At 31.9% G+C, this 17,955-nt stretch carries 12 protein-coding genes and 1 pseudogene; 7 read left to right on the forward strand and 6 right to left on the reverse strand.

Features of this window, described 5'->3' with window-relative positions; genetic code table 11:
• Positions 1 to 28: 28 nt before the first annotated feature.
• Together ltrA and ACWJKP_RS13990 are read right to left on the reverse strand one after the other, a co-directional pair.
• Positions 29 to 1,849: a group II intron reverse transcriptase/maturase gene (ltrA, locus tag ACWJKP_RS13985; RefSeq protein ID WP_224578720.1), complete on the reverse strand. Its 1,821-nt coding sequence runs from the start codon at positions 1,847 to 1,849 to the stop codon at positions 29 to 31.
• Between the two features lie 693 nt (positions 1,850 to 2,542).
• Positions 2,543 to 2,878, reverse strand: coding sequence for a response regulator transcription factor (locus ACWJKP_RS13990; protein ID WP_165414796.1), 336 nt, complete (start codon positions 2,876 to 2,878; stop codon positions 2,543 to 2,545).
• A 621-nt stretch (positions 2,879 to 3,499) separates the two neighbouring features.
• On the opposite strand from ACWJKP_RS13990, the gene ACWJKP_RS13995 reads away from it, so the two are divergent.
• The 6 genes from ACWJKP_RS13995 (at position 3,500) to pknB (ending at position 11,847) form a co-directional block, all read left to right on the forward strand.
• Positions 3,500 to 5,167 carry a PTS transporter subunit IIBC gene (locus ACWJKP_RS13995; RefSeq protein WP_165414797.1) on the forward strand — a complete coding sequence of 556 codons (1,668 nt, stop codon included), beginning with the start codon at positions 3,500 to 3,502 and terminating at the stop codon, positions 5,165 to 5,167.
• A 1-nt stretch (position 5,168) separates the two neighbouring features.
• A complete protein-coding gene (locus ACWJKP_RS14000) occupies positions 5,169 to 5,978 on the forward strand; it encodes an endonuclease/exonuclease/phosphatase family protein (protein WP_165414798.1) in 810 nt (269 codons plus the stop codon).
• 18 nt (positions 5,979 to 5,996) lie between these two features.
• Positions 5,997 to 6,884: a DUF4380 domain-containing protein gene (locus ACWJKP_RS14005; protein ID WP_165414799.1), complete on the forward strand. Its 888-nt coding sequence runs from the start codon at positions 5,997 to 5,999 to the stop codon at positions 6,882 to 6,884.
• Positions 6,885 to 6,950: 66 nt separating this feature from the next.
• Positions 6,951 to 7,598 (forward strand): beta-phosphoglucomutase, encoded by a 648-nt coding sequence (gene pgmB / locus ACWJKP_RS14010; RefSeq protein ID WP_165414800.1) that lies wholly within the window; start codon positions 6,951 to 6,953, stop codon positions 7,596 to 7,598.
• Between the two features lie 23 nt (positions 7,599 to 7,621).
• The gene (locus tag ACWJKP_RS14015; RefSeq protein WP_165414801.1) at positions 7,622 to 9,919 is read left to right on the forward strand and encodes a glycoside hydrolase family 65 protein; all 2,298 of its coding nucleotides are present in this window, start codon (positions 7,622 to 7,624) and stop codon (positions 9,917 to 9,919) included.
• 251 nt (positions 9,920 to 10,170) lie between these two features.
• Positions 10,171 to 11,847, forward strand: coding sequence for a Stk1 family PASTA domain-containing Ser/Thr kinase (pknB, locus tag ACWJKP_RS14020; RefSeq protein ID WP_462961218.1), 1,677 nt, complete (start codon positions 10,171 to 10,173; stop codon positions 11,845 to 11,847).
• Between the two features lie 225 nt (positions 11,848 to 12,072).
• Here pknB and ACWJKP_RS14025 read toward each other — a convergent pair.
• Positions 12,073 to 12,615, reverse strand: a pseudogene (locus tag ACWJKP_RS14025) (glutathione peroxidase); the annotation flags it as partial.
• Between the two features lie 329 nt (positions 12,616 to 12,944).
• Entirely contained in the window at positions 12,945 to 14,672 is a 1,728-nt protein-coding gene (locus ACWJKP_RS14030) for an oleate hydratase (protein ID WP_165413817.1), read from the reverse strand.
• A 205-nt stretch (positions 14,673 to 14,877) separates the two neighbouring features.
• Here ACWJKP_RS14030 and dhaS point away from each other — a divergent pair, with 205 nt between their 5' ends.
• A complete protein-coding gene (gene dhaS / locus ACWJKP_RS14035) occupies positions 14,878 to 15,432 on the forward strand; it encodes a dihydroxyacetone kinase transcriptional activator DhaS (RefSeq protein ID WP_165413816.1) in 555 nt (184 codons plus the stop codon).
• Positions 15,433 to 15,555: 123 nt separating this feature from the next.
• On the opposite strand, the gene ACWJKP_RS14040 is transcribed toward dhaS, so the two are convergent.
• Complete coding sequence (locus ACWJKP_RS14040; RefSeq protein ID WP_165413815.1) at positions 15,556 to 17,214, reverse strand: oleate hydratase; 1,659 nt, start codon at positions 17,212 to 17,214, stop codon at positions 15,556 to 15,558.
• A 234-nt stretch (positions 17,215 to 17,448) separates the two neighbouring features.
• Positions 17,449 to 17,814, reverse strand: a complete 366-nt coding sequence (locus ACWJKP_RS14045) for a hypothetical protein (RefSeq protein ID WP_165413814.1) — start codon at positions 17,812 to 17,814, stop codon at positions 17,449 to 17,451.
• Positions 17,815 to 17,955 lie beyond the last annotated feature (141 nt).

Consider the following 17,955-nt stretch of genomic DNA (forward strand, 5'->3'; position numbering starts at 1 on the left):
CTGCGTTCCATCAATATTTATTACTTATTTATATCACGTAATTTCCAACAAGTTTACGAAGTATATTAATTTTAACCAAACCTATGCTATCAAGCTTTATCTTATTTTTAAGTCTTTCTATTGCCTCTTCTTTTTCTTCATGAATTAGCTCATGAACGTATCTATTTACATATGTTAAGTTATTGTAGTTGTCTTTTCCACCTTTGTTTTTAGGAATTCTACGATGAGCAACCATACTAATTTTCTTTAATGTTGCTCCCGACACTCCACATTTCCCATTCTGCCCTATATATAAGGATATTCTATTATCGTTATATTCTAGGGTTTCATTGATTACATTGTTATCCATCAAGAACTTAATGGCTTCGCCATGGTCTTTTTTCAGCTTTTCATGGATTATACTTCTACCTTCTTCAGTGTAATTGCATGTTTTGGGTGAAAAATTCTTTGCATACTTAAGCTTAACTCCATGTAAGGGAAAGATTGTTATCCCTGCAATAGTTATTGTTTTACAGTTATATCTACTATAATTTTTTTTATAGGCTTTACTTATTATATTTGGACTACCTCGTATACTTCTTGTGCCATTATATAGGTTCTTTTTAACTAAGAAAGATATTTCACTAAAATCTAAGCTAACATTTGTTGCTACATTGTAATAGTTATGCCACCCTAGTATTTTACTATTTAATTTATTTACTGCTTGGCCAGAGGGGTTTTTTCTTATGTCTTTAACCATTTTTTTAAATGTTTTTATTATTCTAGCACTTGCTTTGTCACTAACATGAGTTTTAGCAATTCTTTTGTTTCTATTAACCCTAACTTTTAATTTAAATCCTAGAAAATCAGAGTAGTTCTTTCTTAAATTCACAACCTTTGATTTTTCAGGACTAATATCTAGGTTAAGTCTTTCTTTAAGCCATTGCTTTACTGCCACAAATACCTTTTGTGCAGTTTTAGCATTTCTACAGAAAATTTTAAAGTCATCTGCGTATCTAACGATATACATTTCCTTTAAGTTGGTATTCTTCAATGCACGTATTTTATTGCTATTATCTGAGTATCTATAATAGGTCTGAAAATACTCCCATTGATTACACATCCACCAGTCTAGTTCATTTAATACCACATTAGAAAGTAACGGTGAAATTACCCCTCCTTGCGGAGTACCTTTGTTAGGAATTCCTATGCCATCTATTTCAGCTTTAAGGATTTTAGATATTAATTTAAGAAGTTCTTTATCTTTTATCCCAAGTGACCATAATTGCTTTAATAATTTATTATGGTCTACGTTATCAAAGAAACCCTTTATATCAATATCAACTGCATAATGTAACCCAGCTCTGTTAGTAAGAAACATACATCTAGCTATGGCGTGTTTCGTACTTCTATTTGGTCTAAAACCATAACTGTGAGTATAGAACTTTGCTTCGCATATAGGCTCTAATACTTGTTTTATACATTGTTGCAGATGCCTATCTTCTATAGTTGGAATACCTAGAGGTCTTATTCCTCCGCCTAGCTTTGGAATTTCTTTTCGCCTTACTTTATGTGGTGTAAACTGTTCTAATCTGTTTCTAACATACTCAATTATAGTTTCAATGTCTTTTTTAGCTATATCTATAATTGTGTTTGAATTTATTCCTGGTGTTTTACTCCCTTTATTCTTTTTAATATTTCTGTAGGCTAATAAAATGTTCTCTTTTTTCAGTATTAGTGGTACTAGATTTTTAAATTCTTTTCCCTCTTTACTAAGCTTATATAAATTATCTTGTATTGCTTGAGTATTATAATACTCATTATTTCTTAGTTTCTGATTTTTCTTATACTTCATCTGTCTTGTTGTCATTAGTCAGCATTCATTCCTTTAAATTCTTGGTTTAAGGTTTATGCTTCTCTTAGTCTTACTCGAACCTAATGGACTTACGTAATATATCTTTTCTTAAATATTAACTTGTGGCTGTCCCTCCACTAACTTTCGTTAACTTCAACGGTACTGTGCCACTACTTTCACTGATATTAAAGCAAGTTATAACTATCGTCTTTCCTTGCTACCACTTCATAGAAAATAAGTCCTCCATGTTACCAGCTTACCACGTTCCAATAACTTTATCCTTACATATACCCTTAGGTAGCTCCTCTAGTCCTGTCTGTAACATACTGCCTGTAACAGTATAAGGATTTTCATACCAAACAATCTTACTCATCCTCACAGACACTACAACTTAGGTAGTTGAAGTATTTCTACCCCCTCATCATTTAGAACCTTACATTCGGAACTTTGTCAGTCTCTTATATTTAGACATTCTTACCATAGGTATTTTATGGACTCCCGACCTATCATACACTCGACCACCTCTGGTTCGCTTTTCCATAACTTCTTACGAAGTCATTAGGGTGTACTCTCAGCCGACTTCACCGAGCTTATAACAACTTCACTCTTCTTAGTAAAGATGCTATTCGGAGTATCAGAGAAAGCCCTTCGAGGCGTTACCCTCTCATTTGACTTTTCAAGTTATTAGTTCTTAGATAGATTTGCTATCTAGGCAATATTTTTAATATTGCAACGTGTCGCACGCTTGGTGATGTAGTCATCCCCTCCAATATCTAGTCCTTTTATAATATCGCATTCTTCATCCCTGATAGTAAGAAAAATAATAGGAATGTCTTTAATTCCTTTTGCATAACGGCAAAAATCAAAACCTGAACCATCAGGTAAATTTAAATCTAGTAATATTATGTCAATGTCTGTTTTAAAAAGCTCTTTCCCTTTTTTAAAATTCTCTGCATGGATAACCTTATAACTATTTCTCAATAGAAATGACTTTATACCTAAAGCAATTGTTTCATCATCTTCAATTAAAAAAATCTTAAGCATTCTCTAACCTCCTTAACCTTTACATTTAACAAGCACACTATTTTTCTTGTTCTCTCACAATCCTCATTTGTTGTAAAAGGGGGTTGTGTAGTAGGTGTACGTAACCGATTTGTGTAAAAAACCATAGTATGAGGAACAAATTCAGGTACCTCAGGATACTTTTCTTTGTTCAATTTACAGAACTTTGGATAATTATCTTCAAATATTTGTTTTATAGTAATCTTATTTTTTTCATGATTTAATCATCTCATATTTTTCTTAAATTTTCCACCTAAGTTTCAGCTAGAATGTTATCCACAGCGGTTTCCTATATAATAAAAAAACCAACCCCAAAGTTGCTATAATTATTTCACACTATAGCACATAATTCACCTTTCATATCAGACGTCCCCCGTTTCATATATTTCCATGTGCCCATCAAATAAAATTTTCTTTCCTATTTTATTACCTTTTATTCGGAAATTTATTTTAATATTTCATTGACAATATTTTCATTATGAAATATACTCTAATAAAGAAAGCAAACGTTTGCACAAACTAAGATTAATATAAACACATAATTGCACACTGAAATTTTTATAAATACATATACATTAAATCAATATTGGAGGTAATGGGACTATGGTTAAGAACAAATCAAAAATAATTTCATTCGATTTCTGGCAAAAATTTGGTAAGGCATTATTAGTGGTGGTTGCAGTTATGCCTGCAGGTGGCCTAATGATTTCATTAGGCGTAGTTATAGGATTAATGGCACCTAATGTCTCATTTGTGCAAACGTTATCTCAAGTCGTGGGAGGTATAGGTTGGGCAATAATCGGTAATTTAGGGATATTATTTGCTATAGCTATTGGTGGATCTTGGGCTAAGGAACGTGCCGGTGGAGCATTTGCAGCACTTATTGCATTTATTTTAATAAATAAAATTACTGGTAATGTATTTAATATTACCAATGAGATGCTCACGGATGCTCATGCAACAGTAACTTCCTTAACAGGTCAGCATCTTTTGGTTAAAGATTACTTTATTTCTGTTCTTGGATCCCCAGCATTGAATATGGGAGTATTTGTTGGTATTATATCAGGTTTTCTTGGAGCAGTTTTATTTAATAAGTATTATAACTATAATAAATTACCAAATGCCCTTGCATTCTTTAATGGTAAACGATTTGTACCATTCGTTGTTATAGCAGGCTCCAGCGTTGCTGGACTTATATTTGTAATAGTTTGGCCATTTGCTCAATCAGTTATAAATGGATTTGGCAAATGGATCGCAACATCACAAAATACTGCACCATTTATTTCACCCTTTATATATGGTACCCTTGAGCGTCTATTACTACCTTTTGGACTTCATCATATGATTACAATACCAATAAACTATACAGATCTTGGTGGGGCATATAAAGTATTAACTGGAGCTAATGCAGGTAATCTTATACTTGGGCAAGATCCGCTTTGGCTTGCATGGGTTACTGACTTAGGTAACTTAAAATCATCTGGAGATATGGGTGCATACAATAACTTACTTGCAACAGTTCATCCAGCACGTTTTAAAGTTGGCCAAATGATTGGCGGAGCTGGCTCCTTAATGGGTGTTGCGCTTGCTATGTATAAAAGTGTAGCTAAGGAAAAAAGAGCAAAATATAAATCAGTATTTTTTTCAGCAGCAATTGCAGTTTTCTTAACAGGTGTTACTGAACCATTAGAATTCATGTTTATGTTTGTTTCACCAATATTATATGGTACTTATGCAGTTATGCAAGGATTTGCATTTATGTGTGCGGACATATTTAATCTGCGAGTTCACAGTTTTGGTGTTATAGAGCTTGTAGCACGTATACCGATGATTGTAAAAGCAGGAATTATAGGTGATCTTATAAGATATGTACTAGTGACGGTCGTATTTTTCTGCATAAATTATGTTGTATCTAAATTTATGATCGAGAAATTTAATATAGCAACTCCAGGCCGTAACGGAAATGAAATTGATATGGAATCTAGTTCAATAGATTCTACTGTAAATCAAAAAGTTGATGTTAGTAAGAAAGGAAGTCAAGCTGAAGCTATTATTGGATTACTTGGAGGAAATGAAAATATTGTAGATGTGGACGCATGTATGACCCGTCTTCGTGTAACAGTTAAAGATAATTTATTAGTTGCCGAAGAAAAGGAATGGAAAAAAAATAAGGCTTTAGCCTTAATAATTAAAGGTAAAGGGATACAGGCTATATATGGACCAAAGGCAGATGTTTTAAAATCGGATATTATAGATATATTAGGAGTTTAAAATGAAATTATTAACTTTAAATTGTCATTCTTGGATGGAAGAAAGCCAAAAAGAAAAGATAAGCATTATTGCAAATACTATAAAAGAAAAGAATTTTGATGTAATTGCCCTGCAAGAAGTAAATCAATCTATAAACGAAAATATAACTTTTAATAACATAAAACAAGATAATTTTGCTTTAGTTTTATTAAAAGAATTAGAGAACTTAGGATGCAAAGAATACTCAATGCTGTGGGATTTTTCTCATATAGGTTATGGAATATATGAAGAAGGGGTAAGTATTATAACTAAACATAAAATAATAGAAGAAGATTCTTACTCATTTTTCATAAGTAACAGCAAGGACATGGATTTTTGGAAAACTAGAAAGGTCGTAAAAGCTTCAATTAGAATAAATAAGGAAATTATAGATTTCTACTCTTGTCATTTAGGCTGGTGGCAAGACGAAGAAGAACCTTTCAGTCAGCAAGTAGATAAGTTACTTAATAATATGAAAAAGGACAGATTAACATTCTTTATGGGAGATTTTAATAATAACGCTTTTGCATCAGATGAAGGCTATGATTATTTAATGAAAAAAGGAATAAAGGATACTTATGCCCTCTCTAAAGAAAAAGATTGTGGTATAACTGTAAAGGGTAAAATAGATGGATGGGATTTAAATAAAAATGATTTAAGGCTGGATCTAATTTTAACAAATAAATGTGTAGATGTTAAATATTCTAAAGTAATATTTAATGGCAAAAACGACTTCGTGGTGTCAGACCATTATGGAGTAGAAATAGATACAAGTTTGGGGTTATTCCCCTAAAACGGAAGGGTTTTGAGTATGCTAAATTATTCAATAGTAAAGTGTAAAAACACACAAGAGATAATACTTGAAAACGGGATAATAAAAGTAATTATAGTACCAGAGCAGGGTGGCAGGATTTTAGAGTTTTCAACAGAAAATTTAAATGTGCTATATAGAAATGAGAATCTTATAGGAATTAAAGGTGATATAAATGCTGAATATATTCCGGAAAACTGGCTCAATTTTGGAGGATATAAAGGTTGGCCTGCGCCACAAACAAAATGGGCTTGGCCTCCAATATTTGATATTGATTTGAATGTTTTTGAATACGACATAGCTAAGTTAGAAAATTCATTAGTAGTCACATTAAGTAGTCCTATATCAAACATTGTGGGTCTTAAATTTATAAGGGAAATATTATTTGAAGATAACTGTAATCATATAACTATAAAAGAAACCATGGTTAACTTAAATGAAGAACCAGTACAATGGGCAGTTTGGGGTAATACTCAAGCATTATCTCCTGGATATATAGATATAAAACTAAATTCTGACGTATTTATAGGCGGAATAACATTTTATCAAGATTTTGATATGCCTTCAAATAATGCTTATTCTTTGAGAAAAGAAGATAAAAAAATTTTAAGATTGAATTGTAACAATGAAGAGAAGTTTAAAGTAGGTGTAGTAACAGATGATGCAATATTAAGATATTATTGCAGTGCATATAAGAATAAAACTCTCTTACTTACGCAGAAATTTCAGTATGAAGGACAAGTTGTATATCCACATGGAAGTAATGTTGAAGTTTATGTGGATGATAAGCTAGCCTACACTGAACTTGAAATCCTTGGAGGTATGAGCAGCATAATGCCAGGTGAGCGTAAAAGTATCCAAATGGTTTGGCAATTAGAATTAGTATAAATAATATAGCTTTTTAGATATAGTATTAAAAGTTTATTAATAATAAATACACGGAGGTAAAAAGCAATGACAAAGATTAAGGCTTGTTTGTTTGATTTAGATGGGGTGATTGTAGATACTGCTAAATATCATTATTTAGCATGGAGAAGACTAGCTAAGGAATTAGGGTTTGATTTTACCAATGAGCAAAATGAAAGCTTAAAAGGTATAAGTAGAATGGAATCTCTTAAAATACTTTTAAATATAGGCGGTTTAACTTTAGCTGAAGCAGAAAAACTGACTCTTGCAGAGAAAAAGAATAATTGGTATCGTGAGTATATTTTAAAGATGACTCCTGATGAAATTTTACCTGGTACAGTGGAATTTTTAGAAGAATTAAGGAATAATGGGATTAAAATCGCACTAGGTTCTGCAAGTAAAAATGCCATGACCATATTAAATAATATAAAATTAGTTAATCACTTTGATGCAATAATCGATGGAACTAAAACAAGCAATGCAAAGCCCGATCCAGAAGTTTTCTTATTGGGTGCAAAGGATCTTGGTGTATCCCCTTCTGAATGTGTAGTTTTCGAAGATGCCAAGGCGGGTATTGAATCCGCAATAAATGCTGGAATGTATAGTGTTGGAATTGGCGATCCATTGGTTTTAAATAAAGCAAATATCGTTGTTTCTTCTTTGAAAGAAATGACACTTGAAAAATTAAATTATTAAATTTATTGTAAAGGAGACTCAATATGAAACAGTATTTAAAATTAGATGAATGGAATATTATAGAGGAAGGTTTTAACCAAGATAATCATGAAGTATCTGAAGGAATATTTAGTATAGGAAATGGGTATATGGGACAAAGAGCTAACTTCGAAGAAACATACAGCGGAAAGTCTCTTCAGGGAAGTTATATGGCAGGGGTATACTATCCAGATAAAACTAGAGTTGGCTGGTGGAAAAATGGATACCCTGAATATTTTGCAAAGGTATTAAATTCTATTAATTGGATTGGAATAGATGTTAGTATAGATGGAGAAACACTAGACCTTTCAAAATGTGAAGTAAAAGATTTTGTAAGAATTTTGAATATGAAAGAAGGATATCTTCGCAGAAGCTTTACCGCAAAGCTTGCTAGCGGAAAGGAAGTAAATGTAGATGCAAAGAGATTTGTAAGTATTGCTACAAAAGAAATAGGCGCAATTAGATATTCTATCACACCAGTTAATTTTGAAGGTACATTGTGTATATCAGCTTACTTAGATGGCGATATAAAAAACGAGGATTCTAATTATGATGAAAAATTTTGGAATGAAATCTCAAAGCAATGCAATAAAGAACAATCATCTTTAATAATAAAAACAAAAAAACTTGATTTTTACATGTGTTCTTCAATGAAATTAGATATTTTTCGAGCAGATAAAAAAGTAGATTTTAATGCAAAATTTATAGAATCAGAAAAATTTGTAGGTAATATAGTTAATTTAAATGTAAAACAAAATGAAGAAATCGTAGTATATAAGTATGTTTGCAATGTAACTTCAAGAGATTACGCTGTAGAAGAATTATTGACTGTTGATAGAAAAATTTTAGATAAATCTTATGAAAGTGGTTTTGAATTATTGCTTAAAGATCAAGCAGCAGCTTGGGGTGAAAAATGGAAACAAAGCGATATTGTTATAAAAGGAGATGTTTCGGCACAACAAGCTATTAGATTCAATATTTTCCAATTAAATCAGACATATACTGGAGAAGATGATAGATTAAACATAGGACCAAAAGGTTTTACAGGAGAAAAATATGGCGGAAGTACTTATTGGGATACAGAAGCATATTGTATACCATTTTATTTAAGTACTGCTGATCCAAGTATATCTAGAAATCTTTTGCTTTATAGATATAAGCAATTAGAAAAAGCTAAGGAAAATGCAAGAAAGTTAGGTTTTTCAAAAGGTGCACTATATCCAATGGTTACTATGAATGGAGAAGAGTGCCACAATGAATGGGAAATTACTTTTGAAGAAATTCATAGAAATGGTGCTATAGCATATGGTATCTATAATTATGTTAATTATACTGGGGATAAATGTTATTTAGGTCAATATGGATTAGAAGTACTAGTGGAGATCTCAAGATTCTGGGAAGAAAGAGTTAGTTTTGCCTCAAATAAAGGAAAATATGTAATACTTGGAGTTACCGGCCCTAATGAATATGAAAATAATTCAAATAATAACTGGTATACCAATAGAATTGCTACTTGGACACTAGAATATACTACTTGTGCAATTAATTATATAAAAAATAATGAACCTGAAAGATATTCAGAGTTAGTAAATAAATTAGCTTTAAAAGAAGAAGAAGTTAGCAAATGGCAGGATATCATTAAAAATATGTATTATCCAGTGGATGAAGAACTAGGGATATTCATGCAACAAGACGGTTATATGGATAAGCAGCAGATTCTTGTAAAAGACTTAGATCATAAAAATTTACCATTAAATCAAAAATGGTCTTGGGATAGAATTCTTAGATCTTGCTTTATAAAGCAAGCAGATGTATTGCAAGGAATATATTTTCTGCAAGATAGATATGATTTAGATACCATAAGAAGAAATTTTGAATTTTATGAGTCAAGAACAGTACATGAGTCATCTTTGTCTCCTTGTGTGCATACCATCCTTGCTGCAAAATTAGGAAAACATGAAAAGGCTTATGAAATGTATCTTAGAACTGCAAGACTAGATTTAGATAATTACAATAATGATACAAAAGATGGATGTCATATTACTAGTATGGCTGGAACTTGGATGTCCATAGTTGAAGGCTTTGGCGGGATGAGAGTAAGAGATGGCAAACTTATTTTAAATCCTTTTATACCAAAAAATTGGAGTTCATTCTCTTTTAACGTTTTGTTTAGAGGATCATTACTTAAAATAAATATTAAAACACATAAAGTTATTATTACCAGCGAAAGTAAGCAACAAATAACTTTATGCGTTAACGGTAAAGATTATACAATAAACGGAGAAATTGAAATTTCCTCTTAAAAATAAAAAACAGAAGGCTATTTTACTTTTAAAAAGTAAAATAGCCTTCTGTTTTTATTTTTTATTGATAAAATTATGTTGAAAATCAGATGCGGACATTGGTTTTCCAATTAAATATCCTTGAATACACTCACATCCTAGTTGCTTTAACAAACAAAGAAAAACCTTAATAGTTTAATTAGAGATAAATGTCTCATAAGTGTTCACTATGTTATAATAAATACATTGCCGTTTTTCATGGGAGGCTAAATATGATAGGAACATTACTTTTAAATAGATATGAGTTATTAGAGAAGATTGGCGAAGGTGGTATGGGAACTGTCTATAAAGCAAAGTGCCACTTGTTAAATAGATTTGTCGCTGTAAAGATATTAAAAGCAGAGTTAAGTAATGATGAAGAGTTTGTTGTAAGATTTAAACGAGAAGCTACTTCAATCGCAAGATTGTCACATCCAAACATCGTGAATATTCATGATGTTGGTGCAGAAAACCATATTAATTTTATAGTTATGGAATACATTAATGGAAAAACATTAAAGCAATTAATAAAGGAAAATGCTAGACTTACTTCGCAAAAGGCTTTAGATATATCACTCCAAATAGCCAAAGCACTTCAGTGTGCACATATTAACAATATAATTCATAGAGATATAAAACCGGATAATCTCATGATAACAGAAGATAATATAGTTAAGGTTATGGATTTTGGAATAGCTAAAGTTACAGGTTCAAGAACCGTAACCAATTCTAGTAAAGTTATGGGTACCGTACACTATTTTTCACCAGAACAAGCAAAGGGAAATTTTGTGGATTATAGAACAGACATATATTCCTTAGGTATTGTGATGTATGAAATGATTACTGGGCAAGTACCTTATAATGCAGAAAGCTTTATTTCCATAGCTATGATGCATATTCATGAACCTGTTGCTGCACCCAAAGAAATCATTGCGGATATGCCTGAAAATATAAACCAGGTAATTTTGAAGGCGATGCAAAAAGAGCCTGTTAAAAGATACCAAACGGCTAAAGAAATGGCAGAGATAATAAGTGCAATTAAAGAAGATTCTAATTATGAAGTTAAATCATCTCCTGCGGAGCTGCATAATACCCTAGATGATGCTACAAAGCTTATGGGTGCAACCATATTTTCTGATATAAAAGATGATTTCGCAACGGTTATGAGTGGATCATCCAGCGCTGAAAAAACAGTAAATAAAAAAGATAAAGAAGTAATAATTGGAAATAAGAAGACCAACAATAATAAAAAGGCAATAATAATTATTGCATCAATTATTTTAGTTATGATTGCTTCCATTTTAGGTAAATTTATATCCAACGGGACCCCTATTGATACATCAGCTTCTATTGTAGAAACTACAGCTCTAAAAACAAATGAAAACTCACCGTCAGATGAGATACAGCAGGTTGATAAAAAACAACAGGCAGAAGAACAACTACCTGTTGTTGAAAATAAATTTGTGCCATCACTTATTGGAAGGACCCAAGATATTGCAAATCAGACTGTAGTTAATAATGGCTTTTTGCTTGGCAATATTTCAAATGAATATAGTGATAGTATTGCTCAGGGTTTAGTTATTAGTCAATCACCTGAGGTAAATACATCCTATGAAAAAGATGGCAAAGTAGATTTAGTTATAAGCCAAGGAAAAAAAATTGAACAGGTTACTGTCCCACAATTAAATGGCAAAACCCTTGATGATGCTAAAGAAATTCTAGATAACATTCAATTACAGCTTGGGGAGAAAACACCTATAAATATGGATGACAAAGCCCGTAAGAGCAATCATTCCAAAAATAACAATAAGAAAATATTCATGCAAAGTGCTAAGGCCGGTACACTTGTAGATATAGGAACAAAAATAAATGTTTCTTATTATGGAAGTAAAAAAGATTTATCTAAGTAAATTAAAGGATTAGCAATGAGGAATTTCATGTAAAATCCTCATTACTAATCCTTTTAAATTCCATTCTGAAATGTTATTAACTAACTAATCATTTTTATCATTATATACAAAGTTGCAAGGTTTTCCTTCACAATTTAAAACCTCTTCATCATCTTTGCCAGTATAAATTTCTTTATTGTCTACGTCAACTTCTGATTTGTCAATTTCAGATATATCATTCTCCGCTAATAATTTTTCAATATCTGTTGACATAGCTGACGGTTCAATTGTTGGTTCATATCTTCCGACTACATTGCCATCTCTACCAATAAGGAATTTTGTAAAATTCCATTTCACTGAATCCCCTTCTAAGAATTCAGGAAATCTTTTGTGGAGCATATCATTAAGTTTTTTTTCATTAGGCTTATTCAGATCAAAACCTCTGAAAGTTGTTTCCTCTGTCAAATATTTAAAAAGCGGAAGGGCATTTTCACCTCTTACATCACCCTTCTCGAACAATTGAAAACTCACTCCATAATTAATTGTGCAGAAATTCTTTATTTCATTACTTTCACCTGGTTCCTGCCCAGCAAATTGATTGCTTGGATAGCCTAATATTTCAAAGTCCTTATCGCTGTACTGTTCATAAATCTTCTCCAAACCCTCATACTGTGGTGTAAATCCACACTTACTTGCTGTATTAACTATAACCAATACCTTTCCCCTATATTGTTCCAAAGATATTTCTTCACCATCGATTGTAATTGCTTTAAAATCATAAATTGACATTTGCTATCCCTCCATATTATATAAATTTATCCATATTAAAATGTTATAATTAACATTATAGTATTCATATTTCAATACTTTCAACAAATAATTCTCAACTTTTATTGGTTATAACGACATTTTTTTTAATAAGCGACAATAAATATCTCCTAATAATCGTTATTACTTGTAGTGTATAAAGATATTATATCATATAAATAAACTAAAGTACACTTAAAATTCATTTTGAAAGGAAGCAACAAAGAAGGTAACAGATAGCACTTAATTTTACCCATTCAAAAAATATAAGTAGATTTTCATAAGCAAATCTACTTATATTTCCGAATTTTTTATCTAAATGAAGTTTTTAATGCTTCTTTTAATATCCTAGTATTCTTTCTATAAGGAGTTACTGGACAAATAGTTTTATCTGTTACATTAAATAGCGTATATATCGCAATTCTTGCTGCGCGTACAGAATATTCTTCTGTAAATACCATATCATCTGGGATTTCAACGAACTGGCTAATCATAGCGAAATTTGTTGAGTATTCTGGCACAACACTTGGACGATCAGTCATCTTCCGAGGCTGGAACTGAGCATCTACATATGGCATCATACATGGAATAACATTAATTACAGTGTCCATAATTTCCTCTTGCTTGTCTTCCATATGCATGTGGTGTAGAAGTTCTATTAGCATTTCCTCACCTGTACAATCACGCATTGATTTCTTTACAAAATCACCAACTTTATCAGTATATATGCTGTAGCCCCAGAACATAGTTGTATCAATGGGCTGATTTTTAAAGTGTGGTTGAGCTGCAACAACTATGCTCATTAACCAATTAGAATCCTTAAATGTCATTAATGCACCACTACCTGGAATATTAGTGGAGAATTTTTCAATTAGGTTTAAGAATTTATTACCCTTACAAGTCACGGTAAAGCTTTCCCAGTTAGTTTCATTTGCATGTCCAAAGAAGGGTTCTGGATTTCCAAGACCTCTTTTCTTTTTAGCTATTTTCGCCCAAAGTTCACCAGATATTGGTTTGCTTGGATTGTATTCTGCAGGTGTGTACATATCACCAAGAGTTGCACAGTCAGTCATGCATCCATTTGTCATAATGCAAACGTCTCTAGGGTTTAACTGAATAACCCTTTCACCTTCTTTTTCTTCTATATGCATAGCCGTTACTGTAATTTCATCTCCTGATTTGAAATCTAAATCAGTTACAGTTGCATTTATACTAAAATCAACTCCAAAGTTATCTAAGTAAGCTTTTAATGGAAGAATAACAGACTCATATTGATTGTACTGAGTACGTGTAACCCCCTCTAAAGTTTCAATACGAGAAAATTCAAAAATCATACGTTCCATGTAACGCTTAAACTCAAAAAGACTGGACCATTTTTGGAAAGCAAAGGTTGTTTGCCACATATACCAAAAATTAGTTTCAAAGAAATGTGGCGTATGACTAAACCATTCCTCAATAGTCTTATTATCTAATTTTTCTCCTGATGTAATCATAAGTTTTCCAAGAGCCATACGATCGGCATTATTAAAGCCCATACTAGTCACATCTAGAATTACTCCATCTTTATCAATTAACCGTGCCTGTGCATGTGTTGGGTGCAAATGATCAAAATTAAGAATTTCTTCTTTAACGCTTTTACCCGGCATATCTAGGGATGGTATACCTGAAAATAATTCCCAAAAATTCTCATAGGTTTCTTCATTTAACATTCTACCGCCACGGCATACATAACCATTTATGGCATCTCCTGCACCATCGTTACTGCCTCCTAAGATTTTCATTCCTTCAATAATATGAATATTTTCTCCTTTAAAGTTACAATCTCGTACAAGATAAGCAGCACCAGCTAAGGAAGCTAACCCTCCACCAATAAAGTAAACTTGTCTATCTTCATTATTTCTATTTTCTGATAAATCTATCGTTGTTTTAGAATTATTTTTAAACTTCTTTGCACTAATAGTTGCTACAGCAGCCGCACCAGCTATTGCCCCTAAAGTAAGTAATACGTTCATACCATTTTTGCTTGATTTTTTACTCATGAAATTTCCCTCCATTTTTTGTTCCGTTAATAATAAATATCTTATTTATTATTATAACTCTAGTAAAGTTAATTGTATTTACACACTTTTGAGTGTTTGTCTAAAAAGCACGTGAAATTTAATTTTCTATTTTAGAACTATCTATAAAAAATCCTTATTTATGGTGTATAATTATTATTAAAACTAATTTTTGTAGGTGATTATTATGTCTGAATCAATAATAACAGAAAAGGCTCTTGCTTTATCCTTAAAACAGTTAATGAAAACAGTTCCTTTATCAAAAATTTCTATACAAAACATTGTGGGCAATTGTAACCTTAATAGACAAACATTTTATTATCATTTTAAAGATAAATTCGACCTTGTGAATTGGATTTATTCCACTGAAGTTACAGAATGTATCGCTAACTGCAATCATTATGGAAATTGGACTGATGGTATGTATAGAACCTTGTGCTACCTAATGAATAATAATTCTTTTTATATTAATGCTCTTAACACACCTGGTCAAAATGCTTTTGATGGATATTTCTTTGACTTTAGTTGCGAACTTATTATGGGGATTGTAAATGATTTATCCTTAGGCATGAATGTTCCTGATATGGACAAAAAGTTTATTGCTGATTTTTATACCCATGCTTTTGTGGGTATAATCGTTCAGTGGATTAAAACCGGCATGAAAGACTCACCACAAATCATGGTAGAAAAGATGAAAAATGTGGTTGAAGGCAGCCTGCTTGGTGCTTTATCTAGATATTAACGAGGACGGTTATCCAATTTTCTTTTTATAGAAAACTGGACAACCGTCCCATTAATTATCATCTGCGGTGCTGTTTATCACTGCGGTGCTATTCATCTTCTTCCAAGCTGAAATGTCGTTAAATTATTTCAATATCATAGATTTAAGTGCATTTATTTCTTCACTTAAGTTATCATCCTTCATCATTTCAAGGGCAGAATTAATTAGTACACGAACATCATGCTGTCCTTTATAAATAGGGGTAATTCTTTTATTTAGATTTAGGAATTTATAAACAGCAGTTTGTGCGCCTCTTACAGAATAATCCATAGTAAATACTACATCATCTTCTATTTCACAAAACTGTCCAAGTAATGCCAAATTGGTTGAACCTTCTGGAATAACTTGTGGTCTATCGCCCTTTTCTCTAGTTAAAAATTGTGCTGTTGTAAAAGGTAGTATACAAGGTATACAAATAGACGTTTTAAGAATCTTCTCCATATCCTCTTTAAAGTTTAGGTGATATAATACCTCAGTTAATATTTCCTCACCAGTACAATCCACCATCCTCTTCTTTATGAAATCACCTTTTGCATATGGGAACAAAGAATAACCCCAGAAAGTTTGTATGTTATCAGGTTGATTAAGAAAATGTGGTTGATTGTGCACAACTATTGTCATGAGCCATGCAGAATCTCTAAATGTCATATGAGCACCAGTTCCTGGTTGATTTCCTGAGAATTCTATTATTCTTTTATACATTGTTGGGTCTTTAAGAGTAACTGTGAAAGACTGCCACATTGATTCTTCAACACGTTCATCAAAGACTTGAGGTTTACCAAACTCAGGACGACCGCTCGCAATTTTCTCCCAAAGATCCCATGCTCCACCTACACTTTTGTCGTTAATCTTTGCTGGTGTAGTCATTGAACCAAGGCTAGTACCCGCTGTTAAAGAACCGATAGTAGCAAAGGCAAGGTCTCCCTCACCCACTTCTATTCTAGTTTCTTTCCCGTTTTTTTCACATTTGAATGCTGTAACCGTAGTTTCAGTATCTGATGGTTTAAATTCAAAATCAGTTACCCTGCAATCTAATTCAAAATTAACCCCTTGCGTCTCTAACCATTTTGTCATAGGTAATAACATTGAATCATATTGATTATATGGTGTACGACGTATTCCAGATAAATCACTTAGACGTGGTAATTCTTGAATAAATCTATGAAGATATCTCTTTAATTCTTTAGCACTGTGCCAAGTTTCAAATGCAAAGAGTGTAGTCCATTGAAGCCAGAAGTTTGATTTAAAAAATGGTTCTGGGAAACATTCTCTAATAGTTTTTGTTCCCAAAGAATCTTCAGAATTAATCATTATATCCATTAATGCCATTCTATCAGCGCGAACAAGTCCCAAAGCTGATACATCAGTTATTTTAGCATCATTATCTATTAATCTAGCTTTTGCATGGGTATGCATTTTTTTATTAAAAGCATTAAATTCATCAAGTATTGAAACTTTAGGATCAGTTAATGAAGGAATACTTTCCATTACTCCAAAAGTACAAGCATAAGCTTCCCTATCAAACATTCTTCCACCACGAATTACATAACCATTCTCAGCATCACCACTTCCATCCATGCTGCCACCTGTGACGCCTAATTCTTCATATATATGAATGTTTTTCCCTGGAACATGTCCATCTCTAATTAAGAATACCGCAGCAGAAAGTGATGCGAGTCCAGCACCAACCATATAAGCATTGGTTTTTTCTACATCAATAGTTTGATCAAAATTAAATCTCATTTAAAACCCCTCCATTTGAAAAATTATGCCATAAGCTATAAGCCTAGGTCAATTTTGTATTTACCAAGTTAAGCACTTGCATGCGTTTGCAAGCACTTGCATGCATTTGCAAGCACTTGCTATAGGTACAATATAAATTCAAACGAAAGGATTGTATATAATCAAATTTGTATAACTGTCTAAAAAACATACATATGTCTTATAGTGTATAGTAAATAGAAATTAAAAATTAGTTTATTCTATAACTTTAATATTTAATAGTGGCATTGCAATTACTTCTTTATATTTTTTAGGAGCTCCACGTGCATATTTTAAATCCACATTATCACCAACCTTGAGCTTTAAAACTTCCTTTGCAACAGCCCTACCCGTGCTTGTATAATAAACTGTTTCTTTACTATCTTTACCGACAACTATAAAAACAATGTTTTCAATAGTTTCAATACTTTTTACAACGCCACTAAAAGTCTCTACCCCAGTAGTTTCTGGAAGTATAGTTTTAGGATTTTTAGTCTTAGAATTTACACTACCATACATAAAAAAAATCCCTACTAAAACTAAACTTACAATAATCAAAGCATATTTAGATTTACATGACAAATCATTCACCTCTGCATTCATATTTATTATTTTTCAAAATTCAGATTTTATTTCAACTAACATAGTTTATAAAATGCTAGCTAAAATCCAACTCTATGGAAGTTTCAAAATAATGATATTTCACTTTCAATCTTGATTCGT

It is taken from the genome of Clostridium sp. CM037, assembly GCF_055081095.1.